General features: G+C 73.5%; 17 protein-coding genes, 2 pseudogenes and 1 riboswitch. Of the genes and pseudogenes, 6 read left to right on the forward strand and 13 right to left on the reverse strand.

From position 1 onward, the window contains the following. Positions 1–22: 22 nt before the first annotated feature. Both ectB and ectA read right to left on the reverse strand, forming a co-directional pair. Positions 23–1291, reverse strand: coding sequence for a diaminobutyrate--2-oxoglutarate transaminase (gene ectB / locus HCC61_RS19080; protein ID WP_169136838.1), 1269 nt, complete (start codon positions 1289–1291; stop codon positions 23–25). A gap of 176 nt (positions 1292–1467) precedes the next feature. Beyond that, positions 1468–1995, reverse strand: coding sequence for a diaminobutyrate acetyltransferase (gene ectA / locus HCC61_RS19085; protein ID WP_169136840.1), 528 nt, complete (start codon positions 1993–1995; stop codon positions 1468–1470). 517 nt (positions 1996–2512) lie between these two features. On the opposite strand from ectA, the gene HCC61_RS19090 reads away from it, so the two are divergent. Both HCC61_RS19090 and HCC61_RS19095 read left to right on the forward strand, forming a co-directional pair. Continuing rightward, on the forward strand, positions 2513–3625 hold the full coding sequence (locus HCC61_RS19090; RefSeq protein WP_169136842.1) for an amidohydrolase family protein: 1113 nt from the start codon (positions 2513–2515) through the stop codon (positions 3623–3625). 158 nt (positions 3626–3783) lie between these two features. After that, entirely contained in the window at positions 3784–5223 is a 1440-nt protein-coding gene (locus tag HCC61_RS19095; protein WP_206322665.1) for an amidase, read from the forward strand. Between the two features lie 129 nt (positions 5224–5352). On the opposite strand, the gene HCC61_RS19100 is transcribed toward HCC61_RS19095, so the two are convergent. Continuing rightward, complete coding sequence (locus HCC61_RS19100; RefSeq protein WP_169136846.1) at positions 5353–6096, reverse strand: FadR/GntR family transcriptional regulator; 744 nt, start codon at positions 6094–6096, stop codon at positions 5353–5355. Between the two features lie 255 nt (positions 6097–6351). Here HCC61_RS19100 and HCC61_RS19105 point away from each other — a divergent pair, with 255 nt between their 5' ends. The 3 genes from HCC61_RS19105 to HCC61_RS19115 all read left to right on the forward strand — a co-directional run bounded on the left by HCC61_RS19105 (position 6352) and on the right by HCC61_RS19115 (position 11230). After that, on the forward strand, positions 6352–7794 hold the full coding sequence (locus tag HCC61_RS19105; RefSeq protein ID WP_169136849.1) for an SLC13 family permease: 1443 nt from the start codon (positions 6352–6354) through the stop codon (positions 7792–7794). A gap of 228 nt (positions 7795–8022) precedes the next feature. Then, positions 8023–9459: an acyl-CoA synthetase gene (locus HCC61_RS19110; RefSeq protein WP_169136851.1), complete on the forward strand. Its 1437-nt coding sequence runs from the start codon at positions 8023–8025 to the stop codon at positions 9457–9459. Further along, positions 9452–11230 (forward strand): carboxyl transferase domain-containing protein, encoded by a 1779-nt coding sequence (locus HCC61_RS19115; protein WP_169136853.1) that lies wholly within the window; start codon positions 9452–9454, stop codon positions 11228–11230. The genes HCC61_RS19110 and HCC61_RS19115 overlap by 8 nt, the downstream gene beginning before the upstream one ends. Before the next feature lie 47 nt (positions 11231–11277). On the opposite strand, the pseudogene HCC61_RS30820 reads toward HCC61_RS19115, so the two are convergent. The 10 genes and pseudogenes from HCC61_RS30820 to HCC61_RS19160 all read right to left on the reverse strand — a co-directional run. After that, positions 11278–11559, reverse strand: a pseudogene (locus HCC61_RS30820) (hypothetical protein); the annotation flags it as partial. Between the two features lie 373 nt (positions 11560–11932). Then, entirely contained in the window at positions 11933–13072 is a 1140-nt protein-coding gene (gene cobC / locus HCC61_RS19120; protein ID WP_169136855.1) for an Rv2231c family pyridoxal phosphate-dependent protein CobC, read from the reverse strand. Positions 13073–13407: 335 nt separating this feature from the next. Then, positions 13408–13755 (reverse strand): annotated as a pseudogene (locus HCC61_RS30825) (cobalamin biosynthesis protein); the annotation flags it as partial. 218 nt (positions 13756–13973) lie between these two features. Beyond that, positions 13974–15524 carry a cobyrinate a,c-diamide synthase gene (locus tag HCC61_RS19130; RefSeq protein ID WP_346777276.1) on the reverse strand — a complete coding sequence of 517 codons (1551 nt, stop codon included), beginning with the start codon at positions 15522–15524 and terminating at the stop codon, positions 13974–13976. 4 nt (positions 15525–15528) lie between these two features. After that, on the reverse strand, positions 15529–16128 hold the full coding sequence (cobO, locus tag HCC61_RS19135) for a cob(I)yrinic acid a,c-diamide adenosyltransferase (RefSeq protein WP_169136857.1): 600 nt from the start codon (positions 16126–16128) through the stop codon (positions 15529–15531). Beyond that, on the reverse strand, positions 16128–18485 hold the full coding sequence (locus HCC61_RS19140) for a putative cobaltochelatase (protein WP_240969097.1): 2358 nt from the start codon (positions 18483–18485) through the stop codon (positions 16128–16130). The genes cobO and HCC61_RS19140 overlap by 1 nt, the downstream gene beginning before the upstream one ends. A gap of 161 nt (positions 18486–18646) precedes the next feature. Further along, on the reverse strand, positions 18647–20296 hold the full coding sequence (locus HCC61_RS19145; RefSeq protein ID WP_169137042.1) for a cobyric acid synthase: 1650 nt from the start codon (positions 20294–20296) through the stop codon (positions 18647–18649). A gap of 35 nt (positions 20297–20331) precedes the next feature. Then, a complete protein-coding gene (locus tag HCC61_RS19150; RefSeq protein ID WP_169136859.1) occupies positions 20332–21330 on the reverse strand; it encodes a cobalamin biosynthesis protein in 999 nt (332 codons plus the stop codon). A 212-nt stretch (positions 21331–21542) separates the two neighbouring features. Continuing rightward, positions 21543–21675: riboswitch (cobalamin riboswitch) on the reverse strand. 295 nt (positions 21676–21970) lie between these two features. Further along, positions 21971–22204: a hypothetical protein gene (locus HCC61_RS19155; protein ID WP_169136861.1), complete on the reverse strand. Its 234-nt coding sequence runs from the start codon at positions 22202–22204 to the stop codon at positions 21971–21973. A 164-nt stretch (positions 22205–22368) separates the two neighbouring features. Next, a complete protein-coding gene (locus HCC61_RS19160) occupies positions 22369–23736 on the reverse strand; it encodes an inorganic phosphate transporter (protein WP_169136863.1) in 1368 nt (455 codons plus the stop codon). A 277-nt stretch (positions 23737–24013) separates the two neighbouring features. Here HCC61_RS19160 and HCC61_RS19165 point away from each other — a divergent pair, with 277 nt between their 5' ends. Next, entirely contained in the window at positions 24014–24685 is a 672-nt protein-coding gene (locus HCC61_RS19165) for a class II aldolase/adducin family protein (protein ID WP_169136865.1), read from the forward strand. Positions 24686–24723: the final 38 nt, after the last annotated feature.

Below are 24723 nucleotides of genomic sequence, written 5' to 3' on the forward strand. Positions count from 1 at the left end.
AGCGGGCCGTGAGCGGAGTCGGCTAGGCGGTTTCGCGCACCGCCCTCGCCAGCACACGCAGACCCTCGTCCAGTTCTTCCGGAGTGATCGTAAGCGCCGGAAGGAGCTTCACGACCTCACTCTGGGGACCGGAGGTCTCGATGAGCAGACCGAGTTCGAAGGCGCGCTTGGCGACGGCGTTCGCACGGGACTTGTCGTGGAACTCCAGGCCCCACACGAGCCCGCGGCCGCGGAAGTCGGCGACATCGTCCGCGTGTTCCTCGGAGATGGCGCGCAACACGTTCTCGACCTGCTCGCCGCGGGAGAGCGTCTGCTTCTCCATCTGGCTGTCGGTCCAGTACGTCTCGAACGCGGCGGTGGCGGTGACGAAGGCCGGATTGTTGCCGCGGAACGTGCCGTTGTGCTCGCCCGGCTCCCACACGTCCAGCTCGGGCTTGAACAGCGTGAGCGCGAGCGGCATCCCGTAACCGCCGATGGACTTGGACAGCGTGATGATGTCCGGCTTGATGCCCGCCTCTTCGAAGGAGAAGAAGGCGCCGGTGCGGCCGCAGCCCATCTGGATGTCGTCGAGGATGAGCAGCATGTCGTGCCGCTCGCACAGTTCGGACAGGGCGCGCAGCCACTCCGGGCGCGCGACGTTGATGCCGCCCTCGCCCTGCACGCTCTCGACGATCACGGCGGCGGGCTTGTTCAGGCCGGAGCCCTGGTCCTCCAGCAGCCGCTCGAACCAGACGAAGTCGTCGGTGGTGCCGCCCAGATAGTCGTCGAAGGGCATCGGCGTGCCGTGCACCAGCGGGATGCCGGCGCCGGCGCGCTTGAAGGCGTTGCCGGTGACGGCGAGCGAGCCGAGCGACATGCCGTGGAAGGCGTTGGTGAAGGAGACGATGGACTCGCGCTCCTTGACCTTGCGGGCCAGCTTCAGCGCGGCCTCAACGGCGTTGGTGCCCGTCGGGCCCGGGAACATCACCTTGTGGTTCATGCCGCGGGGCTTGAGGATCTTCTCCTGGAAGGTCTCCAGGAAGGCGCGCTTGGCGGTGGTGCTCATGTCGAGGCCGTGCACGACCCCGTCGCGCTCCAGGTAGTCCAGCAACGCCCGTTTCAGCACGGGGTTGTTGTGCCCGTAGTTGAGGGTCCCGGCTCCGGCGAAGAAGTCGAGGTACGTATGGCCGTCCTCGTCGTACATGTGGGAGCCCTGGGCCCGGTCGAAGATCGTGGGCCAGCCGCGGCAGTAGCTGCGGACTTCGGACTCGACGGTCTCGAAGACACTGAGGTCGGGCTGGATGATGGTCACGGCATGCTCCTGGGAGTGAGTCGCGTGCGAAGTTCGTGGGGGCTTCGGGGAGTCGGGGCGGTCTCTGGAAGTCGGTCACTGGTCGGGGTCTGGATTCTGCGGATCGGCCGCGGGGCCACGGCGTCGCGCACGGTCCGTGCCTCCGGGGCGCCGAACGGCGCCGAGAGCACGCGGGTTCAGCGCGCGGGCACCGGGGCGAGGCCGTCCGGGGACGCCACCGGGCCGATCCGGTACAGCACTTCGGGCTCGTGACCGCTCTCGGGGAACACCCCGGCATCGAAGAGCACCTCCTTCTCCGCCGCCGCCCCGTGACGCTCCGCGAAGGAGGTGAAGAGGCGGTTGGAGGGGGTGTTGTCCGGGGTGACGGTGGTCTCGATCCTGTCGGTCCCCAGCTCCCGTGCCGTACGGGCCGCGAGCCCGTCGAGCATCGCCGCCGCCAGTCCGCGGCCGCGTGCCGCCTCGTCGACTGCGACCTGCCAGACGACCAGGGTCCGCGGGCGTGCGGGGCGTACGTAGCCGGTTATGAAACCGACCGGCTCACCGCCCGCGTCACGCGCCACCACGGAGGTGGCGGCGAAGTCGCGGCACCACAGGAGGTAGCTGTAGGAGGAGTTGAGATCGAGCGTCCGGGAGTCGCGGGCGATGCGCCAGAGCGCCGCTCCGTCCTCCAGCCGTGGAGCGTCGAGTGTCAGCCCTTCCGGCATTTCCTGGAAATCTCTGTGGGCACGTGCATGGTCTGCTTGTGCGGCGGTCATGGGTATTAAATTTACCCAGCAGAATCTGAAAACGCACGGCGGGACGGGGTTACGCAAGAGGGGGGTCCTGTGTTATCGCGCGCAGGCGCGCACGTGAGCTCAGGGGCACCGTTTCGCCCTGGCATATCAGCACTTTCCGGGGCACAACGGGCGTCCTGTGGAGTCCGTCACATTGCCGTAACGACCTTGACCCGGAGGCGAATTACGCCACGATAACCGGTGAAAAACTAAGCGTTTAACGAAGCGGAAAGCGGGCAGAAGAATACGGGCAGCTACGCTCTTCATAGCCACGGGAAATGCATTCTCCCGTATCGGCTCCGATGTCGCATCTTTCCGCCGGGTATGCAATGCGGTCACCTTTTGGATCACCACCGTACTGGATCACCACTGTGCGTATGTGCCCGAAGCGCGGTGTCCTTGTCCGGCGGGTGCAGCCCGAGGCGGCAGGGCCCATAGGGTGCGGAGCATGAACGACCGCGGCGATCTCCAGATCCTCCACATCAAGGGGCACGTGCTTGCCGGGCCCGAGGACATACGGGACGAACTGTGGGTGGTGGACGGGCGCATCACCTATGAAAGGCCCACGGGCACTTCCTCACGGGCCGCCCGCGACATCGTCACCGCACGGGGCTGGGTGCTTCCGGGCATGGTCGACGCGCACTGCCACATCGGCCTCGACCAGCAGGGCCCCGTGGACGAGTCGACCAGCGAGAAGCAGGCACTGACCGAGCGGGAGGCCGGTGCGCTGCTGCTCCGCGACGCGGGCTCCCCGTCCGACACCCGGTGGATCGACGACCGCGAGGACCTGCCGCGCATCATCCGCGCCGGCCGGCACATCGCCCGTACGAAGCGCTACATCCGCAACTACGCGCACGAGATCGAGCCCGGCGACCTCGCCGCGTACGTGCGGCGCGAGGCGCGGCGCGGCGACGGCTGGGTGAAGCTCGTCGGCGACTGGATCGACCGCGGTGAGGGCGACCTCGCCTCATGCTGGCCCCGGTGGGCGCTGGACGAGGCCATCGCCGCTGCACACGAGGAAGGCGCCCGTGTCACCGCGCACTGCTTCGCCGAGGACTCCCTGCGCGACCTGGTCGAGGCCGGCATCGACTGCATCGAGCACGCCACGGGTCTCACCGAGGAGACCGTCCCGCTCTTCGCTGAGCGCGGCGTCGCCATCGTCCCGACCCTCGTGAACACGGCCACGTTCCCGCAGCTCGCGGAGGGCGGCGCCAAGTATCCGCGCTGGTCGGAGCACATGCTCCGGCTCCACGAGCGGCGCTACGAGACCGTGCGCGCCGCCTACGACGCGGGCATCCCCGTCTACACCGGCACCGACGCCGGGGGGTCGCTGGCGCACGGACTGGTCGCCGCCGAGGTCGCCGAACTGGTCACGGCCGGGATCCCGGCGGCCGAGGCGGTCTCCGCGGCGACGTGGGGCGCGCGCCGCTGGCTCGGGCGGCCGGGGCTGGAGGAGGGCGCCCCGGCGGACCTGCTGGTCTTCGACGCCGACCCGCGCGGGGACGTACGGGTGCTGGGGGACCCGCGGCATGTGGTGCTGCGGGGGCGGGCGGTGCGCTAGGCCGTGTCCGGCCGCTCGGTCCGATGTGGCGGGCGGCGATCGGCGCCGGGCAGAGGCGGGGCGGCGTCCGGCGGTCGGCGTCCGGCTGGGGCAGGGCGGTGCGCTGTGTACCGGGCGCCATCGGCCCGGAGGCCGGGGGCGGAGGAGGAAGGAGCGTCGTGCAGGAGATCGTCTCGTGGGACGCCCGCGAACTGTGGCGTGCCGTCGCGGACCGCCGTGTCTCGTGCGTCGAGGTCATGGAGGCGTACCTGGAGCACATCGGCAGGATCGGCCCGCACGTCAACGCAGTCGTCGGGCTCCAGGCACCGGAGACGTCGCTGCGGCTGGCCCGTGAGCGGGACGAGCAGCTGCGGCGCGGCGAACCGCCGGGGCCGCTGCACGGTTTCCCGCACGCCGTGAAGGACCTGACCGAGGCCGAGGGGCTGCCCTGGACGGAGGGCTCGCCGCTGTACCGGGACCGCGTCGGGAAGCAGGACGCGCTGCTCGTGAAGCGCGTCAAGGCCGCGGGCGCCGTGGTGATCGGCAAGACGAACACCCCTGAATTCGGGCTGGGTTCGCAGACGTACAACGAGGTGTGGGGCGCGGCGGGGAACGCCTACGATCCCTCCCGCACGGCGGGCGGCAGCAGCGGCGGCGCGGCGGCGGCGCTCGCCCTGCGGATGCTGCCGGTCGCGGACGGCAGCGACTACATGGGGTCGCTGCGCAACCCGGCCGCCTTCAACAACGTCTTCGGCATGCGTCCGAGCTGGGGTCTCGTGCCCTCGCCCGGGTTCACGGCGCAGCTGGGGACTGCGGGGCCGATGGCCCGTACGACGGCCGACCTGGCCCGGCTGCTGTCGGTCATGGCCGGACCGGACGGGAGCGCGCCGCTGGCGGCGGGGCAGGCACAGGGCGAGCGCTTCGCGGAGAGCCTCGAACGCCCGGAGGGCGCCTTCCGCGGCACCCGCATCGCGTGGACGGGGGACTGGGACGGGTATCTGGCCACGGAGCCGGGCGTGCTGGAGGTGTGCCGCTCGTCGTTCGCCGCGTTCGAGGCCCTGGGGTGCGAAGTCACCGACGCACGGCCGGACTTCGCGCCGGAGGAGATCTGGCGGACGTTTCTGACCTGGCGCTGGTGGGCGAACCTGGAGCGGCACGAGCTGTACGCGGATCCCGCGACGCGGGCGCGGATGAAGCCCGAGGCCGTGTGGGAGATCGAGTGCGGACTGCCGCTCGGCGCGCTCGACATCGCGGAGGCGGCGGTCGCACGTGACCGCTGGTACGAGGCGCTGCGGGGCTTCCTCGACGACTACGACTACGTGCTCGCCCCGGCCGCGCAGGTCTTCCCCTTCGACCGGGAGACGCACTGGCCGGAGCGGGTCGGCGGCCGGGAGATGGACACGTACCACCGCTGGATGGAGACGGTCGTGCCATGGACGCTGGCCGGGGTGCCGGCGATCGGGATGCCGGCGGGCTTCGGCCCGGAGGGGCTTCCCATGGGGGTCCAGCTGATCGGCAGGCACGGCGCCGACCTGGAGCTGCTGCGGCTGGCGCACGCCTACGAGCGGGAGACGGGCTGGGTGCGGCGGGTGCGGCCCGCGCTGCTGGAGCGGTCCTGAACCAGTCCTGAGCAGTGAGTCCTGAGCCCTGAGCCCTTTCCGCGCCTGTCCTGGCGGGCGGAGCCCGGCGGCGGCCCGGCTCGGTGAGCGGTGTGCGCGGTGTGAGTGGTGTGCGGCCGGTGGTGCGGCTCAGCCGCCGGCGGTCGTCCCGTCCGCGTCGCCCTTGCCGTCCTCGTCCGGATTCCACTCCAGGAGCCGGACCTTGGCGACCGTACGGACGTGGCGGCGCATGGCCGCGGCGGCGGCCTTCGGGTCGCCGCGCTCGACGGCGGCGAGGATGCGTGCGTGCTGGTCGAGCGAGCGGGTGGGGCGGCCGGGCTGGCGAAGCGACTCGTTGCGGCTCTCGGCGACCGACTCGGAGATCGAGCCCATGAACTCGGCGAGCAGCGTGCTGTGTCCGGCGGCCGTGACGGCGGCGTGGAACCGGCGGTCGCCGTCGACGCCGTGGCCGCCCGAGTGGATGTCGGACTCCATGGCGCGCAGAGCGGAGCGCATCTCCTCCAGGTCCTTCTCGCTGCGGCGCTCCGCGGCCAGTTCGGCGAGCTTGGTCTCCAGCGCCTCGCGTGCCTCCAGCACGTCGGGGAGGCGGCGCCGGCGGTCCACGAGGCTCTCGACCGGCTCCGCGTCGAGGGTGTCCCGCACCAGGTACGTGCCGCCGCCGTGCCGGGTCTCGACGAGTCCCTGCACCTCCAGCACGACCACGGCCTGTTTCACGGAGGAGCGGCTGACGCCGAGGCGCTGGGCCAGTTCGCGCTCGGGCGGAAGGCGGTCGCCCGCGCTCAGTTCGTGATCGACGGCGTACGCGCGGAGCCGGTCCAGCACCTGCTCGTACAGGCGCGGGCGGGCCATCGGTCGCAGCGCGTCGTCGGTCATCGCGGCCCCCTCAGCCCCCTCGGTTCACGGGCCAGGAGCCTAGCACCGCGGATCAATGGCCCAATGGGCTGGTGGACCGGCGGTCCGGTGGACCGTTGGCCGAGTGGCCGGACCAATTCTGTCCGAACCGTTGACACCGTCCTGGCCTGTGCGCACATTGGTCCAGCCACTCGGCCATTGCGCCATTGCCTTCCTGCGCATGGCGCCGCCTTCGATCCGGTGTCCGCCAAGACGGCGCCCAAGGACGGGAGCCCCATGTCTGCCGAACTCATATCGATCCTGGTGCTGGCGGTGATCTTCGTCGTCGCCACGACGCGTTCCGTCAACATCGGGGCTCTCGCCTTCGCCGCCGCCTTCGGCGTGGGCACGCTCGCCGCCGGATTCGACGCGGAGAAGGTCTTCTCGGGCTTCCCCGGCGACCTCTTCGTCGTACTCGTCGGGGTGACGTACTTCTTCTCCATCGCCCGCGCCAACGGCACCACCGACTGGCTCGTGCACGCCGGGATCAGGCTGGTAAGGGGCCGGGTCGTGCTCATCCCGTGGGTGATGTTCGCCGTCACCGGCGTGCTGACGGCCATCGGCGCGGTCAGCCCGGCGGCGGTCGCGATCATCGCCCCGGTCGCGATGGGCTTCGCCGCGCGTTACGGCATCCATCCCCTGCTCATGGGCGCGCTCGTCGTGCACGGCGCACAGGCGGGCGGCTTCTCGCCGATCAGCATCTACGGGACCACCGTCAACAGCATCGTGGCGAGGGAGGGCCTGCCCGGGAACGAGGTCGCCCTGTTCGCCGCGAGCCTCGTCGTCAACGTCCTCATCGCGGGAGCCGTGTTCGTCGCCTGCGGCGGCATGCGGCTGCGGGGCGCGAGGGAGTGGGACGGAGACGCCGGGAACGGAGTCGCCGGGGAGTGGCCCGGCGGTGCGGGGGCCGGCGGTGCGGTGCCGTCCGGTCCGGGTTCCGCGTCCGGCCCCGGCCCCGGTTCCGGTTCCGCGACGGGCCCGGGCTCCGGCGGAACGGCGGCGGCCACGCGCACCCGCGAGAGCACCGCAGTCACAGGGACCGCCTCCGGTTACGGGCCGGGTGCGGAGCCCGGCACCGTACGGCTCAACCCGGCACGCGCCGCCACGCTCACCGGCCTCGTCCTGCTCGTGGTGGCCGTGCTCGGCTTCGAACTCGACGCGGGTCTGACCGCCATCGCCCTGGCCGTGGTGCTCGCCGTGATCTGGCCCGCCGACAGCAAGGAGGCCGTCAACGGCATCGCGTGGCCGACGGTCCTGCTGGTCTGCGGAATGCTCACCTACGTAACGGTCCTGGAGGAGATGGGCACCATCGAGTGGGCCGGCGAAGGCGTCGCCGCCATCGGGGTGCCGCTGGTCGCCGCGCTGCTGTTCTGCTACATCGGCGGTTTCGTCTCGGCCTTCGCCTCCTCCACCGGGATCATCGGCGCCCTCATACCGCTCGTCGTGCCGTTCCTGGAGAAGGGCGAGATCGGAGCGGTGGGGATGGTGGCCGCGCTGTCGGTCTCGGCCACGGTCGTCGACGTCAGCCCGTTCTCCACCAACGGAGCGCTCGTCCTCGCCAGCGCCGAGGAGAGCGGCCGTGACCGGCTGTTCCGCCAACTGATGATCTACGGAGGCGTGGTGACGGCCGCGGTGCCGGCGCTGGTATGGCTGGCCATGGTCGTACCCGGGTTCGGGTGACCGGCGGACGGGCACCGGGACCGTGACGGGCGGTCCACCAGGCCCGGTCCCGGGCGCTCGTCCGCCCTCCCGCCGCGGCGGCTCGGCCCCGGCGGACCGACCGGCCGACCCGGCCGACCGGCTCACCGTCCCGACCGTCCGGCCGAACCGTCCCGCCCGCGAAGCGCCCGCCGCATCCGCCGTCGAGCGACCGAGCGACCGAACAAGCAAGACTGCGAGGAGAGTCCCGTGCCCACCCTGTTTCCGGCGCTGACCGCCCCGACCGCGAAGCCCGCACTGCGATTCGGCGACGAGTCGCTCACCTACGCCGAACTCGCCGACGTGGCGGGGGCGCTCGCCGCGGAGCTGCCCCCCGGCCGCAGGGTCGCCGTCTGGGCCACGCCCACCATGGAGACCTGCGTGGCGGTGGTGGCCGCGCTGTTCGCCGGAGCACCCGTCGTGCCGCTCAACCCGAAGACCGGGGAGCGCGAACTCGCCCACATCGTGGGGGACAGCGAGCCCGCGCTCGTACTCGCGGGGCACGACGTGGAACTGCCGGGCGCGCTCGACGCGCTGCCCCGTACCGGCATCGACACGGCCCCGCCGCCTGCCACGGTGCCGCTGCCCGCCGACGCGGACGACGAGGCACCCGCGGTGATCGTCTACACCTCGGGCACCACCGGCTCGCCCAAGGGCGCCGTGCTGCCGCGCCGCGCGCTGACCGCCACCCTCGACGCCCTCCAGGACGCCTGGCAGTGGACGGAGGACGACGTCCTCGTGCACGGGCTGCCGCTCTTCCATGTGCACGGGCTGATCCTCGGCATCCTCGGTCCGCTGCGCCGCGGCGGCACCGTGCGGCACCTCGGCCGCTTCTCCACCGACGGCGTGCGCCGCGCCCTTGAGGGCGACGGCACGATGCTCTTCGGCGTACCGACGATGTACCACCGCATCGCCGAAGAGGTGGGCGAGGACGGGCAGTTGGCGAAGGCCCTGTCCGGGGCCCGGCTGCTGGTCTCGGGCTCGGCGGCGCTCCCCGTGCACGACCACGAGCGGATCGCCGCCGCCACCGGGCAGCGGATCGTCGAGCGTTACGGCATGACCGAGACGCTGATGAACACCAGCGTGCGGGCCGACGGCGAGCGCCGCCCCGGCGCCGTGGGCCTGCCGCTGGAGGGAGTCGAGCTGCGGCTCGTCGACGACGACGGGCGGACCGTGGAGGCGTGGGACGGGGAGACGGTGGGGGAGATCCAGGTCCGCGGGCGCAACCTGTTCACCGAGTACCTCAACCGGCCCGACGCGACCGCGGAGGCCTTCGACGGCGGCTGGTTCCGCACGGGCGACGTCGCCGCGCGCGACTCCGACGGCTATGTACGGATCGTGGGCCGCAAGGCAACGGACATCATCAAGAGCGGCGGATACAAGATCGGGGCGGGCGAGATCGAGAACGCGCTGCTCGAACACCCCGACGTGGCCGAGGCCGCGGTGACCGGGGAGAGCGACGACGATCTCGGCGAACGCATCGTCGCCTGGGTCGTCCCCGGCGCCCGCACCCCCGGCGAGCAGGAGCTCGCCGACCACGTCGCGGGACAGCTCTCTCCGCACAAGCGGCCGCGCGTGGTGCGCTTCCGCGAGTCGCTGCCGCGCAACGACATGGGCAAGCTGATGAAGCGTGCGCTCCATGAGTGACCGTCACGGCGTGGACCGCGGGCGCGGAGCCCGCGGGCGCGGAGCCCGCGAGGGCGGCGAGGCCCGTCCCCGCGGGGACGGCGGACCGGGCGGCACGGTCGGATCGGGCGCTTCGGGTGGCACGGGTGGCACGGGTGGCACGGGCGGCACGGCGCGGGCCGCGGTGCGCGAAGTCGCAAGCGGCTTCAGGGAGTTCGAGCCGCCCGCGGTCCCGGACGCGGCCGTGCCCGGCGGTCACGGCGGTGCACCGGACGGCCCGCTGGGCTGGCGCGGCTACGATGCGGCGCGCGAGCGCGCGCGGGAGCGCACCGGCGAGAGCGAGTCGGTGGTCTGCGGCACGGCACTGATCGGCGGCCGTACGGGGAACGGCGGTCCTACTGAGGACGGGGGCCGTACGGGGAACGGAGGCGGTACGGATGCGGGGCGTGCCGAGGGGACCGAAGTCGTGCTGCTCTCCTTCGAGTTCGGCTATCTGGGCGGATCGCTCGGCGCCCGCACGGGCGACCGGATCGCCGCCGCGTACGAGTACGCCCGTACGCACCGGATGCCGCTGGTCTCGCTGATCGCGACGGGCGGCAGCCGCATGCAGGAGGGCATGGTCGCGCTGAGCCAACTTCAGCGCGTGGCACGGGAGTCGGCGCTGGCACGCCGCGCCGGGGTGCCGCAGATCGCGGTGCTGCGCGATCCGGCGACCGGCGGCGGCTGGGCCACGCTCGGTGCGGGCGCCGACGTCGTACTGGCGCTGCCGGGCGCCCAGGTCGCCTTCGCCGGTTCCCGGGTGCGGCCCGCCGACGCGGACACGGCGGCGTACACGGCCGAGGGGCAGTACGCCGCCGGGCACATCGACCGGATCGTCGAGCCGTACGAGCTGGGCGCGGTGCTGGAGCGCTGGCTCATTCTGCTCACGGGCGGTGGCCGGGTGCGGAGCCATGGGAACGGCACGGGCGAGAACGGCACGGAGGCGACCGCGGAGGCCGCTGCGGGCCCGTCTTCCGCCGCGGGTACGGGCCCGGACGGCGCCGGCGCCGCGATCGCCGACGTCAGCCCGGCGCCCGTGCCCCGGGCCCTGCCGGTCCCCGCGCCGTCCGCGCCCTCCGCTCGGGACGACGCCCCGCAGCCCGTGCCGTCCAGTGGACAGGAGGCGGTGGCACGCGCCCGTACCGCCGAACGGCCGCGCGCCGCCGCCTACTTGGACGACTACTTCGACTGGCGCGAGGACGTGCGCGGCGACCGCTGCGGAGGCGTCGACCCGGGAATGCTCTGTGGCTTCGGGCGCCGCGACGGCCGTACGGTCGCCTACGCCGCGCAGAACGGCACCGCCAACCAGCCCGCCGGTTTCCGCACGGCGGCGCGGCTCATCCGTACCGCGGACCGGCTCGGCATCCCCGTCCTCACCCTCATCGACACCCCGGGTGCGGCCAATGACGCCGAGGCCGAGAGCGCCGGAGCCGGGCCGTCGATCGCGGAGGCGTTCGCCGCCGTCGCGGAGGCGGCCGTGCCGGTCACGTCGCTGCTGATCGGGGAGGGCGGCTCGGGCGGTGCGCTCGCGCTCGCCGCGCCCGGCAGGCTGTGGGTCACCCCGGACAGCTACTTCTCGGTGATCGCACCGGAGTTGGCCGCCGCCATTCTCAAGCGTCCCCCTGAGGAGGCCGCCGCGACGGCCGACGAACTGATGCTGCGCCCGCAGGACGTGGTGCGGCTTGGCGTCGCACGGGGGATCGTGGGCGTACGGAGCAGCGAGAACGGGGCGTCGCGGAGCGACGCCGCCTGAGCGGGTGCCCTGAGCGGGTGCTCTGAGGCGTGTACGTTGCCCGGCGGGCCGCCGACGAAGCCCTCCCTGCGCCGGTCCGGGCGCACGACGCCCCACGCGGGTGCGTTGCCTCCGTCCTCGCCGTCCCGCTCGCCGCCGTCGCGCTCGCCGTCGTTCCTGCCGCCGCCTTCCCCGGCGCCCCCGCTCCTGCCGCTGCCGGAGTCCGGTGTGGCGGCGGTGCGGTGGAACTCGTGGCCCCGTACCCGTACCCGCACTCCGGCGGGTGCCGGTGCCGGTGCCGGTGCGCTGTCGCCGACGGCGACCGCCTCGCGGTAGCCGAGTGTGAGCCGGGGTTGTGAGCGCGGGTCTTGAGGCAGGAACGTGAGGCCGGGCTGTGAGCGCGGGCCTTGAGCCGGGAACGTGAACCCGGGTTGTGAGCCGTGACCGTGAGGCCGGGCTGTGAGCGGGGGCCCTGGGCCGGGAACGTGAACCCGGGTTGTGAGCGCGGGTCCTGAGTCGGGAACCCCAACCCAGGCTGTGAACCGGGGCTCTGCGCGCAGGTCCTGAGCCGGGCCTTGGGCCGGGAACGTGAGCCGGGAACGTGGGCCCGGGCCGTAGACGGTGACCCGTGGACAGCCCGAACGGGCTCCCCGCATACGGGTGTTCGGTACGCACTCGCCCGCCCCGCCCCGCCCCCGGGGGGCCGGGCAACTCCCGCTCCGTTCAGGGTCGTTCGGCGAGCAGTTCGCCGATGGCTGCGGCCAGCCGGTCCGTGCACTCCTCGTCCCGTACCGCGATGCGCAGCCACTGCGGTCCGAGCCCGGGGAAGGTGTCCCCCCGGCGTACCGCGAAGCCCAGCGACCGCAGCCCCTCGCGGAGCGCGGCCGCGCGCGGGTGCCGTACGAGGACGAACGGTGCCCGCGGAACCCCGTGCACGGAGAGCCCGGCCGGTGCGAACTCGCCCAGCCGCGCCAGGAGATGGTCCCGGTCGCGGGCGACGGCGTGCGCCGCGTCCTCGGCCTCCGCGAGCGCCCGCGGCTCGCAGCACGCTTCCGCCGCCGTCAGCGCGGGCGCCGAGACCGGCCAGAGCGGCTGCTGCCGCCCGAGGGCGGCGATCGTGGCGGCGTCGGAGAGCACGTAGCCGATGCGCAGCCCCGCCAGGCCCCAAGTCTTGGTGAGGCTGCGGAGCACCAGGACACGGCCCGGAAGCGGGAGCCGCGGCCCTGAGCCCCGGCCGTCGGCAGGCTGAGCGAACAGCGGCGCCAGCGACTCCCGTTCGCCGGGCACGGCGTCGATGAACGCCTCGTCGACGACGAGCGTGCGTCCCTCGCGTGCGAGCCGCGCGAGCGTCCGCGCCGGGTGCAGCACCGATGTCGGGTTGGTCGGGTTGCCCACGACGACGAGGTCCGCGTCCGCGGGGACGGTCGCCGGGTCGAGCCGGAAGCCGTCGTCCGCGGCGAGCAGCACCCGCTCCACGTCGTGCCCGGCGTCCCGCAGCGCCGCCTCGGGCTCGGTGAACTGCGGGTGCACCACGACGGGACGGCTCGCGTCCAGCGCCCGCGCCAGCAGCACGAACGCCTCGGCCGCGCCCGCCGTGAGCAGCACCTGCTCCTCGTCGAGACCGTGCCGCGCGGCCACGGCCCGGCGGGCGGCGCGGCCGTCCGGGTAGGCGGCCAGCCGGTCGAGGGACGCGGCGATGCGGGCCTTGAGCCAGGAAGGGGGAGTGCCCGTACGCACGTTGACCGCGAGGTCCGTCAACTCCCGCCCGTCACCGCGGACTTCGGCGTCGCCGTGGTGCCGCAGGGCGGTGTCGCCCCGGCTCGCCCCGTCGCCGTTCCGCGCGCCCGCGGTCTCAACGGCCATGTCCGTGCGGGTACTCGGGCGGGTGTTCGGGCCTGCACCCGTGCCCTTACCGGTACTCGCGCGGGTCCCCGGGCTCGCGCCCGTCCCCGTACCAGCGCCCGCGTTCGCGGCTGTGCCCACGCCTGATTCGTCGCCGGAGCCGATGCCCGGGCCTCTGCCCCCGCCGCCGTTCGTTCCCGTATTCCCGGCCGTGTCCGTACGTCCGTGAGGGGACTCGTCCGCCCGGGTGCCGCCCCCGGCCGGGTGCCGCCCGTCGTCACCGGCTGAACTCCCGGCGTGGAGAGGGACGTTGGGCCCGTCGGCGCCGGTGCGCCGTGTGCCGCGGGTCATGACCGCCTCCCGCGGCCCGGCGGGCGGCCGCGTGCCACGGCGACCGTGACCGGTGCCGGAGTGCCGTCGAGCGGCGCCGGCTTGGACTTGGGGACGACCAGCCTGCCGTCCTCGCCGGCGGCGGTGAGGGCCGCGGCCTCGGCGACGGACGGCGTGCCGACGGCCGTCTGCGGGGCGCCGGACGGGTTCGGTACGTCGACCGCGGCGAGCACGTCCGCCGCGTAGGTGCGCAGCGGCAGGTCCAGCCGGTCGGCGGCCGCGAGCAGCCCGGGCTCGCCCGCCTTGGCGTCGACCGTCGCCAGCGCCGTCACGGAACGCAGCGACAGCCCCGCCCCGGCGAGCGTCCGCTCGATCAAGGCGATCACCTCGTCGCCGCCGACTCCCCGCCCGGCGCCGATGCCGACCGCCAGCGACGGAGGACGGGGCGCTGCGGCTTTCTCCGGAGCGGCGGCTTCTCGGCTCCCGTCTGCTTCCCGGTTCCGCTCCCTGCCCCGCACCTCGGCTCCGCCCCCGACTCCCTTACCGGGGACGCCGGTTGCCGGGGGATGGCCGGTGCCCGCGCCCGCTCCGCTCAGCCCCCGCACGCCCTGCACCTCTGGACGAACCGGTGGGCCAGCACGGGAGCGGAGGCCCAGTGCACATGCAGATAGGAGGCGTGTACGTTGCCCGACGGGCCGCCGACGAAGCCCTCCCTGCGCCGGTCCGGGCGCACGACGCCCCACGCGGGTGCGTCGCCGCCGTCGCCCTCGCCGCCGTCCCTGCCGCCGCCTTCCCCGGCGCCCCTGCTCCTGCCGCCGCCGAAGTCCGGTGTGACGGCGGTGCGGTGGAACTCGTGGCCCCGTACCCGTACTCCGGCCGGTGCCAGTGCGCTGTCGCCGACGGCGACCGCCTCGCGGTAGCCGAGTGTGAGCCGTTCCGTCATGCGTGCCGTGGCGCCGAGCACCCCGCACATCTCCTCGCCGTCCAGTTCACGGGCGAGATACAGCATTCCCGCGCACTCGGCCGCCACCGGGCCGCCGGCGAGGGCGAGTTCGCGTACGGCGAGGCGGAGCGGCTTGTTCGCCGACAGCTCCGGCCCGTAGACCTCGGGGAAGCCGCCGCCGATGACGAGACCGCTCGTGCCCTCCGGCAGGGCCTCGTCGTGCAGGGGATCGAAGGTGACGGTCTCCGCGCCCGCGGCGTGCAGCAGTTCGGTGTGCTCCGCGTAGGAGAAGGTGAAGGCGGGCCCGCCCGCGACGGCGATACGCGGCCGCTCACGCCGCGTACGCCGTGCACGCCGCTCGGGCCCGTGGTCGCCGCCGCAAGCCGTACCCGTGAAGCCCCCGCCGTCGTCCTCCCCGCGGCGCGCACCGTGCATCCCGCCTGCCGCCTCGTGCACCTCAACCGCCGGGTCCCAGGGCGTCACGGGCAGCGGGGGAGCGCTCCGCGCGAGTGCGAGCAGCGCCTCCATGTCGCAGCCCGCGCGTACGTGGGCGGCCAGCGCAGCCACCGACTCCACGGCCTCGGCGCGGCGTTCGGCCGCGGGCACCAGACCGAGATGCCGGGACGGGGTGTCCGAGACCGCGTCGCGGCGCAGCGCGCCGAGCACCGGTACCCCCGCGCCGTCCATCGCCTCCCGCAGCAGCGCCTCGTGCCGGTCCGAGGCGACCTTGTTGAGCACCACGCCCGCCAGCCGCACCTCCGGGTCCCAGGACGCGAAGCCGTGCACGAGCGCCGCGACCGAACGCGACTGCGACGCGGCGTCCACCACCAGCACCACCGGCGCTTCGAGCAGCTTCGCCACCTGTGCGGTCGACGCCAGCTCGCCTGCGCCGGAGGCACCGTCGAACAGGCCCATCACGCCCTCGACGACGGCGAGTTGGGTGCCCGCTGCGGCATGCGCGAAGAGCGGCGCCACCAGCTCGGGACCGCACATGTACGCGTCGAGATTGCGCCCGGCACGCCCGGTGGCCAGGGCGTGATAGCCCGGGTCGATGTAGTCGGGGCCGGTCTTGTGCGGCGACACGGTCAGGCCCGCCTCGGTGAAGGCGGCCATCAGCCCGGTCGCCACCGTCGTCTTGCCGCTGCCGGAGGCCGGCGCCGCAACGACGAGGCGCGGAGGGTTCACACAGCGCTCGCTCACGCACTCACCACTCGATGCCCCGCTGGCCCTTCTGGCCCGTGTCCATGGGGTGCTTCACCTTGGACATCTCGGTGACCAGATCGGCCGCGCCGGTCAGCTTCTCCGGAGCGTTGCGCCCCGTGACGACCACGTGCTGGCTGCCGGGACGATCCCGCATCACCGCCACGACCTCGTCCACGTCGACCCAGCCCCAGTGCATCGGATACGCGAACTCGTCGAGCACGTAAAGGCGGTAGGTCTCGGCGGCCAGGTCGCGCTTGACCTGCTCCCAGCCCTCGCGGGCCGCCTCCTCGCTGCTCATCTCGCCGTCGCGCTGGATCCACGACCAGCCCTCGCCCATCTTGTGCCAGTCGACGGTGCCGCCCTCGCCGCTGTCGCCCAGCACCCGCAGCGCACGCTCCTCGCCGACCTTCCACTTGGCCGACTTCACGAACTGGAACACCCCGACCGGCCACCCCTGGTTCCATGCCCGCAGCGCGAGCCCGAAGGCCGCCGTCGACTTGCCCTTGCCGGTGCCGGTGTGCACGGCGAGCAGCGGCCTGTTGCGGCGCTGCCGTGTGGTGAGCCCGTCGTCGGGCACGGAGTTCGGCTGTCCCTTCGGCATTACGCGGCCCTCCGGCTCTGCGGTTCGGTGTGCGGTGAACCATGCTGCGGGTCCCGCGGGTCCCGCGGCGGTACGGGGTTTCCGGCCGCCGGCACGGGTGTTCCCGCGGGTGCGCCCGCCGGTGTCCGCGCCGGTGTGCCTGCCGTTGCCGCCGCCGGTGTCCCCAACGATGCTCCCGCCGGTTTCGCGGTGCCCGCCGGCGCGGCAGCCGTACGGGTGCCGGTGGCGTCCCGTACGAGATCCGTGACCGCCTCGGCACGCAGCTCCTCCAACGTGACCGCGCTGCCGCCCAGTTCGGCGGCGAGTTCGCCCGCGAGCCCCAGCCGTACCGGCCCTGACTCGCAGTCGAGCACCACCGACGCCGTGCCGTCGGCGGCCAGCAGGCGCGCCGCGCGCCGGGAGCGTTCCACCGGCTCGGAGCCGCCCGTGGCCCGCCCGTCGGTGACGGTGACGACCAGCGGACGGCGCGAAGGATCCCGCATGCGCTCCAGGCGCAGCACGTCATGTGCCTTGAGCAGTCCCGCCGCCAGGGGCGTACGGCCCCCGGTCGGCAGCGACTCCAGCCGCGCCGCCGCGGCCTCGACGGACGACGTCGGCGGCAGGGCGACCGCCGCCTCCGTGCCGCGGAAGGTGACCATGCCGACCTTGTCGCGCCGCTGGTAGGCGTCGAGCAGCAGTGACAGCACGGCGCCCTTCACCGCGCTCATCCGCTGTCGCGCCGCCATCGAACCGGAGGCGTCGACCACGAACAGCACGAGATTGCCCTCGCGTCCCTCGCGTACGACCTCGCGCAGATCGTCCCGGCGCAGCACCAGGCCGCGGCCGTCGCGGCCGCGCACACGCTGGTGCGGCGCCGCCGCCTGCACCGTGGCCGCAACGTGCAGCCGGCCCAGCGTGCCGTGCGGTCTGCGGGCACCGGTGGTGCGGCCGTGCGCGGTACGGGCGCGGGAGCGGTTGCCCGCGGCGCCCTCACCGAGGCCGGGGACGCGGAGGGTGCGGGCGCGGAAGGGTTCGGAGGCGGACGCGGCGGGCTTCTCCGGGCCCGGCGCCCCTCCTGCCGGGCGGCCCTCGTCGTTCTCGTCGCGCTCATCCCGCTCGCCCTGGGAGGAGGCGGAGGAGGGCGCGGGCGCCGGCTCCTCCTGCGGGCCGTCCGGCTGCTCGTCCTGGGCCTGTTCGCGCTGCGGGGGCAGGGACGTCTCGTCCCGCCGGCCGTCCTCGGGGGGACCGTCCTGCGGGGAAGGGCCGTCCCCGTCGTCCGGGCCGCCGGGGTCGTCCGGGCCGGGGTCCGGGTCGTCGTCGCCGTCCCCTCCGCCCTCGTCGTCGCCCGCGTGCTGCTGGAGCGTCTCGTCGAGCTTGTCCTCGTCCAGCCCCGGAGCGTCGAACGGATTGCGCCTGCGCCGGTGCGGCAGCGCCAGCAGGGCGGCCTGCCGGACGTCCTCGGCCGTCACGTCGGTGCGGCCCGCCCAGGCGGCGAGCGCCGTCGCGGTACGGGCCATCACCAGGTCCGCGCGCATGCCGTCCACCTCGAACGCCGCGCACGTCGCCGCGATCTGCCGCAGCGCCCGGTCCCCGAGCCGCACCCGCGGCAGCAACTCCCGTGCGTCCGCGATGCGTTGCCGCAGCTCCTGTTCCTCGTCGGCCCAACTCGCCGCGAACGCCGCCGGATCGGCGTCGTACGCGAGGCGACGGCGCACCACGTCCACCCGCTCGTCCGTCTCGCGGGACGCCGTCACCTCCACCGTCAGCCCGAAGCGGTCCAGCAACTGCGGCCGCAGCTCGCCCTCTTCGGGGTTCATCGTGCCGACGAGCTGGAACCTCGCGGCATGCCGTACGGAGACACCCTCGCGTTCCACGTACGACGAGCCCATGGCGGCGGCGTCCAGCAGCAGGTCGACGAGGTGGTCGTGGAGGAGGTTGACCTCGTCGACGTAGAGCACGCCGCGGTGCGCGTCGGCGAGCAGGCCCGGCTCGAAGGCCTTCACCCCCTCCGACAGGGCCCGTTCGATGTCGAGTGCGCCGACGAGACGGTCCTCCGACGCGCCCACCGGCAGCTCCACGAGCCGCGCGGCGCGCATCTCTCCCCCTGCGCCTTGCGCCCCCGCCCCCGCGCCCGGTTCATGCGGTCCGTCCGGGCACTCCGGGTCCGGCGCCGCCGGATCGCACGAGAACCGGCAGCCGGGCACGACCTCCAGCCGCGGCAGCAGCGCCGAAAGCGCGCGCACGGCCGTGCTCTTGGCGGTGCCCTTCTCACCGCGGACGAGTACGCCGCCGATGGCGGGGTTCACGGAGTTCAGCAGCAGCCCGAGCTGCATGTCCCGCATTCCGACGAGCGCCGTGAACGGGTACGGGGTGCTCATGCCCTCTTCCCTCCCTGGGACGGACCTTGCGGCGGACCGGATGGCAGACCGGGTGGCGGATCTGATCGCGGTCCTGGTTGCGGTTCCGATTGCGGACGGTGTCGTGGGTCTCGTGGCGGACGGGACAGCGGATCAGCGCTCATACAGGGCTCGTTCAGCGCTCATGAGACGGCCGTCCCCGCGTGCCGTGCCGGCGGCGCACCCGGTGCGACGAACGGCAGGCCCGCCGGCGGTCCCTTCTCGATCAGCCGCAACAGCGCGTCCGTATCGGCGTGTTCTTCGATGAGGTCTCCCAGACGGTCCAGTTGCTCCTCGCGCAGCGCCGCGAAACCCGTGTCCGGCGCCGGCACGAACCCGCCGCGCCCCGCCTCCGCGGCCACCGTACGCAGCAGGGCCCGGCGGAAGCCGTCGCTCTCCAGGGCCCCGTGCCAGTGCGTGCCCCGTACGGAACCGACGCGGCAGCCGTCCAGGGCCGCACCGTCCGCGTCGCTGAACACCGGCTCGCCGCCCATGACTTCGGCGACGCCGTGATGGATCTCGTAGCCCTCCGCGTGCTCGCCGAGCCCGTGCCCCGAGGGACGGGCGAGCGTCTTGCCGTGCGCGAACCGCACCCGCACGGGCAGCAGACCCAGCCCCTCGACGGTGCCCGCGCGCGACTCGACCTCGTCCTCGATCCGCTCGCCCAGCATCTGGAAGCCGCCGCAGATGCCGAGCACGGGCCGTCCCTCCGCCGCGCGCCGTGCCACCGCGTCCGCGAGACCGCGCTCACGCAGCCACGCCAGCGCCCGCACGGTGCCACGGGTGCCGGGCAGCACCACCAGGTCCGCGTCGGCCAGTTCCTCGGGACGGTCGGTGAAGCGGACGACGACGCCGGGCTCCGCGGCGAGCGCGTCGACGTCGGTGAAGTTCGACATCAGCGGCAGCGGGACGACCGCGACGCGCAGCAGGTCCGTCCCGTGCGGCGATGCGGTCGAGGACTCGCTGCCGGTGCCGGTGCCTGTGCCTGTGCCTGTGCCGGCACCGTCCCGTGGCCCCCGTCCGCCGAAGGCGCGGGAAGAGAGATTCAGCCCGTCCTCCTCGTCGATGCCCAGCCCGTGCCGGAAGGGCAGCACGCCCAGCACCGGCCGTCCCGTCAGGCCGTGCAGCATCTCCAGACCGGGCTCCAGCAGTGCCACGTCCCCGCGGAACTTGTTGACCAAGTAGCCCGCGAGCAGCGCCTGGTCGCGCTCCGCCAGCAGCGCCGTCGTACCGAAGAACGAGGCGAAGACGCCGCCGCGGTCGATGTCGCCCACGACCACCACGGGCAGCCCCGCGGCCCCGGCCAGGCCCATGTTGACGATGTCGGTGCGCCGCAGATTGATCTCGGCGGGGCTGCCCGCGCCCTCGCAGATCACCGCGTCGTGGCTGCGCCGCAGCTCCTCGAGGCAGCCGGCGACCGTGTCCAGCAACTGCTCCTGCCTGCCGTCGTGGTAGCCGCCGGCGCTCATCTCCCCGACGGGCCTGCCCAGCAGCACCACCTGGCTGGTGCGGTCGCTGCCGGGCTTCAGCAGCACCGGGTTCATCAGCGCGGTCGGCTCGGTGCGCGCGGCTGCGGCCTGCATGGCCTGCGCCCGGCCGATCTCGGCGCCCTCCCGCGTCACATACGAATTCAGCGACATGTTCTGCGCCTTGAACGGCGCGACCTTCAGGCCCTTGCGCGCCAGCCAGCGGCAGATCCCCGCCGTCACCACGCTCTTGCCCGCGTCGGACGTCGTACCCGCGACGAGAAGCCCGCCGCCGAGCCCCTCCGTGCGGCCCCGGCCCCGCCTCACGGGCGGCCCCGCGTCCCCGCTCACGCCTTCCCCGCTCACGCTTTCTCCCCCTCCGGCTCTCTTACCGGCTCTCCCACGGGCTCTCCCACCGGCGCGCGCCTGATCCGCAGCGCCCCGGCGGCCGAGGTGATCAGCAGCGCCAGCAGGCCGACGCGCCGCGAGAGCCGCACCGCTTCCACGATGTCGTCCGTACGCACGGCGCGCCCACGGGAGTTGAGCACGGGCCGGTGCTCGGTGCGGCCCGCGTAGCTGAGGGTGCCGCCGAGCCGCACGCCGAGCGCGCCCGCGAACGCGGCTTCCACGGGGCCCGCGTTGGGGCTCGGATGGCTCCGGGCGTCCGCGCGCCAGGTCCGCAGCGCTCCGCGCGGCGAGGGCCCGGCCAGCGCGGCGAGCACCGCGGTCAGGCGCGCACCGGGCCAGCCCGCGGCGTCGTCCAGACGGGCCGCGGCCCAGCCGAAGCGCAGATGGCGCGGGGAGCGGTGCCCGAACATCGCGTCGAGCGTGTTGACCGCGCGGAAGGCCGCCATGCCCGGAGCACCGGCGGCGGCGCCCCACACGAGGGCTCCCACGACGGCGTCCGAGGTGTTCTCCGCGACCGACTCCACCACGGCTCGTGCGATGGCGTCCGCGTCGAGTGCCTCCGGGTCACGCCCGCACAGGTTCGGCAACAGCCGCCGCGCGCCCGCCACATCGTCCGTCTCCAGCGCCGCGGCGACCGCCAGCGCCTCCTCGCGGAGCCCGGTGCCGCCCAGCACGGTCCACGTCACCGCGGCGTCGAAGAGCGTGGCGCCGCGTGCGCCGGCGAGGGCGCGCACCGTACGACCGAGCGCGGTCACGGCCGCGGCGGCACCGCCTGCGCACAGCGCGGTGTGCAGCGCGCCCGCGGCACGGTGGTCCCGCCACAGGGCGCCCTCGGCAGCCGCGGCGGCCCCGCCGAAGACGGCCACCGGGTGCCCGCGCCGCGGGTCGCCGAGCAGCAGGTCCCCGAGGTGACCGAGGGCCGCGGCGCACACGTAGGCCCGATCAGCCCGCATCGTCAGCGAGCCGTCGGCCGGGCCGTCGCGTGAACCCTCGTGTGAACCGTTGCGTACGGGGAAGCGGGAGCCCCTGGCCGGGCGGGGGCGTGAGCCGTTACGTGTGCCGTCGGCCGGGCCGGAGCGGACACAGGTGTCGGAGAGGCTGGCAAGCCACGCATGACGGAGTCCTCACTCAGGGTCCTCGCCCTGGTTCGACGTGCCGGCGGCGAGAGTCTCCTGGCTCCCGGATCGCTGCGTCCCCCGGCCTTCCAGCCCTCGAACAGGCGGGCCGTGACCTTCGGTTGGGGGTGCGCTCCCCGGTGACAGTGGCGGGACCGCGCCGGATTCGCACCGGCTTCCTCTCCTGCCGCCGTTGGGCATCCGGCAGTCCACCACGTACCGACAAGACCGTCAACTCGCCGCTGACCTGCGACGGGAGAGTGTGAGCAGATACACGGCGGGCGCACCGGGACCCGCGACCGCGGACGGACACGGCGCATGAAACCGGCGCATGGAAGGGGGATGCAAAGGTGCGCATGAGATGCGCATGAGAAAGGGTACGGAGCGTGCTGCTCCGTACCCCTGCGCGGATGCCGGACGGGTGAACTGTCGACTGCCCGCCGGCGCCCGGTGGTTGAGGTTGCCTCCGGCCGTGGGTTCAGGGCGCGGTGATGATGTAGATCCCGTAGGCCACGGCCGCCGCGCACAGCGCGAAGCAGACGTACGCGCCGGTGCGGCGGGCGAGCACGGGCGTGCCGCCGCCGCCCTGCGAGCCGTCCGCCTTGCCCGCGGAGGTGCCCAGAATGCCGAGCGTGAACACGCCCACCAGGCCGACCGAGGCCACGAGGCTGACGCCGAAGACCTGGCCCAGTGCTGCCCAGTCGATGTCCATAGCAGTTCCTTGTCTGTTCGCTTCGTCCAGCGGGTCGGTCGTGCGGGTCCGTCGTGCGATTTGGTCGTGCGATGTGGTCGTGCGGAATCCCGGTGGGGGGGCGGGCCCCCGGTGGTCCAACTGCCGTGCGTACGGCGGCCGTTGGACCGGGACCGGTGAACGGGCTACGCCTCCGCGTGCTGCGCCGCCGCCGGTATGCCCTCCGGTACGCCCTCGGCGGTGCCCTGCGGCCTGCCGTCGGCGCTCCCGTTGGGGCCCCCGGCCCCGCCCCCGCTCGCGTTCCCGTTCCCGTTGCCGCTCGCCGTGCTCGCCGTGTTCGCCGTGCTCCCCGCCTTGCCGTGCACCGCTGCCGCGGCGGGCGGCGGAGCGACCGTGCGCAGCGCCGCGGTGACCACTCCGGTCGGCTCGGGCTGCGAAGACCCGGGCAGCGCCGCGTCGTTGACGTTGGTGTGGTCGACCGGCTGACGGCGCGCGAGCATCCAGATCCCGAGGCCTATGGCCAGCGCGAGCACCGCGACAGAGCCGACGCCCCAGTCGCCCTGCCGGGCCAGCAGTGCCGCGCCCCCGGAGACGATTCCCGCGGCCGGAAGGGTCAGGCCCCAGCCCGCGACCATGCGGCCCGCCGTCGACCAGCGCACGATGCCGCCCTTGCGGCCGAGTCCGGAGCCCATGACGGCGCCGGAGCACACGTGCGTCGTGGAGAGCGAGAAGCCGATGTGGGAGGAGGCGAGGATCGTGACCGCGGCGGACGTCTGCGCGGCGAAGCCCTGCGGCGGCTTGATGTCGGTGATGCCGTTGCCCATGGTGCGGATGATCCGCCAGCCGCCCAGGTACGTGCCCAGCGCGATGGCCGCGCCCGCCGAGATGATCACCCAGGTCGGCGGGTCCGCCTGAGGGGCGATCACACCGCCGGTGATCAGGGCGAGGGTGATGACGCCCATGGTCTTCTGCGCGTCGTTCGTACCGTGCGCCAGCGAGACCAGCGCGGCGGACGTGATCTGCCCCGCCCGGTAGCCCCTGGCCGTCTGCTGCTCGTCGGCGTTACGGGCCGCCCGGTAGGTCAGCCGCGTCGCGAAGAGCGTGGCGAGTCCGGCGACGAGGGGCGCGGCGACGGCGGGAATGAGCACCTTCATCACGACGGTGTCGCCGTTGACGGCGCCGATTCCGGCGGAGGCCACGGTCGCTCCCAGCAGGCCGCCCATCAGCGCGTGCGAGGAGCTGGAGGGAAGTCCCGCGAGCCAGGTCAGCAGGTTCCAGATGATCGCTCCGACCAGCCCGGCGAAGATGACTTCAGGCCGGATGCCGGAGCTTTCGTCGATGATTCCCGAAGAGATGGTCTTGGCGACCTCGATGGAGAGGAAGGCCCCGACGAGGTTGAGGACCGCCGACATCGCCACCGCCGTCTTGGGCTTCAGCGCCCCGGTGGAGATGGTGGTGGCCATGGCGTTGGCTGTGTCGTGGAAGCCGTTCGTAAAGTCGAACACCAAGGCCGTGACGATCACGATCCCGATGAGAAGCGTGATGTGTTCCATTCACCCAGGCACAATCCGCTCGATGTTTGATGTCCAGATGAACGTAGGGACGGTGAGTGAACGGGAGATGAACTGCGGCGGGCTTGTGAGTGTCGCTCACGGAGGCCTGTTGTGAGCGGCGTCACACTCCCGTCCCACCTGCATCTTCGCCCTCCCTCGCAGTCTTGTTGCAACTCCGTGCGGGGTGTTCGGAGACGCCCCGCACGGCCGGAGAAGACCGTCGGACCCTGGAGGACGAGTGGAACGGGCAGATTGCGCGGAGCCGGTTGACCCCGCGATGAACCACGAGGTTGACCGGGGGGAAATCCTGGGCGCATGGAGGGAGTTGACGGCGACCGCCCGGCGGACGACCGCCGAGAGGCTCGTCGTCGGCACCTCGGGCAACGTCTCCGTACGGGTCGCGGACACCGTACTGGTGACGCCCAGCGGCGTCCCCTACGACCGGCTCGGCGACGAAGACCTGTGCGCCGTCGACCTGGAGGGCAGGCGCACCGCCGGCAGTCTGTCGCCGACGAGCGAACTCCCCATGCATCTCGCCGTATACCGGCACACCGGCGCCCGCGCGGTGGTGCACACGCACGCCGTCCACGCCACCGCGGTCTCCGCTCTCGTCGGCGAACTCCCCGCGATCCACTACATGACGGCCGCGCTCGGCGGCCCCGTCCGCGTCGCCCCGTACGCCACATACGGCACCGACGAGCTCGCCCGTCACATGCTCGCCGCACTCGACGGCCGCAACGCCTGCCTGCTCCAGAACCACGGCACGATGGCCTACGGGGACGACCTCGCCCAGGCCTACGAACGCACCGCCCAGTTGGAGTGGATGTGCCGCGTCTGGCTCGCCGCCTCCTCCGTGCCGGGGCGCACCCCCTCGCTGATCCCGGACGCCGAACTCGCCCGTGTCGAGGAGAAGTTGAAGGGGTACGGGCAGGCGCCGCCGCCGGAGTGAGCGCCGGGCGCGGGGACGCATGTGGCCGGGGCCGCGCG

Source organism: Streptomyces sp. HNM0575 (assembly GCF_012726265.1).
GTDB lineage: Bacteria > Actinomycetota > Actinomycetes > Streptomycetales > Streptomycetaceae > Streptomyces.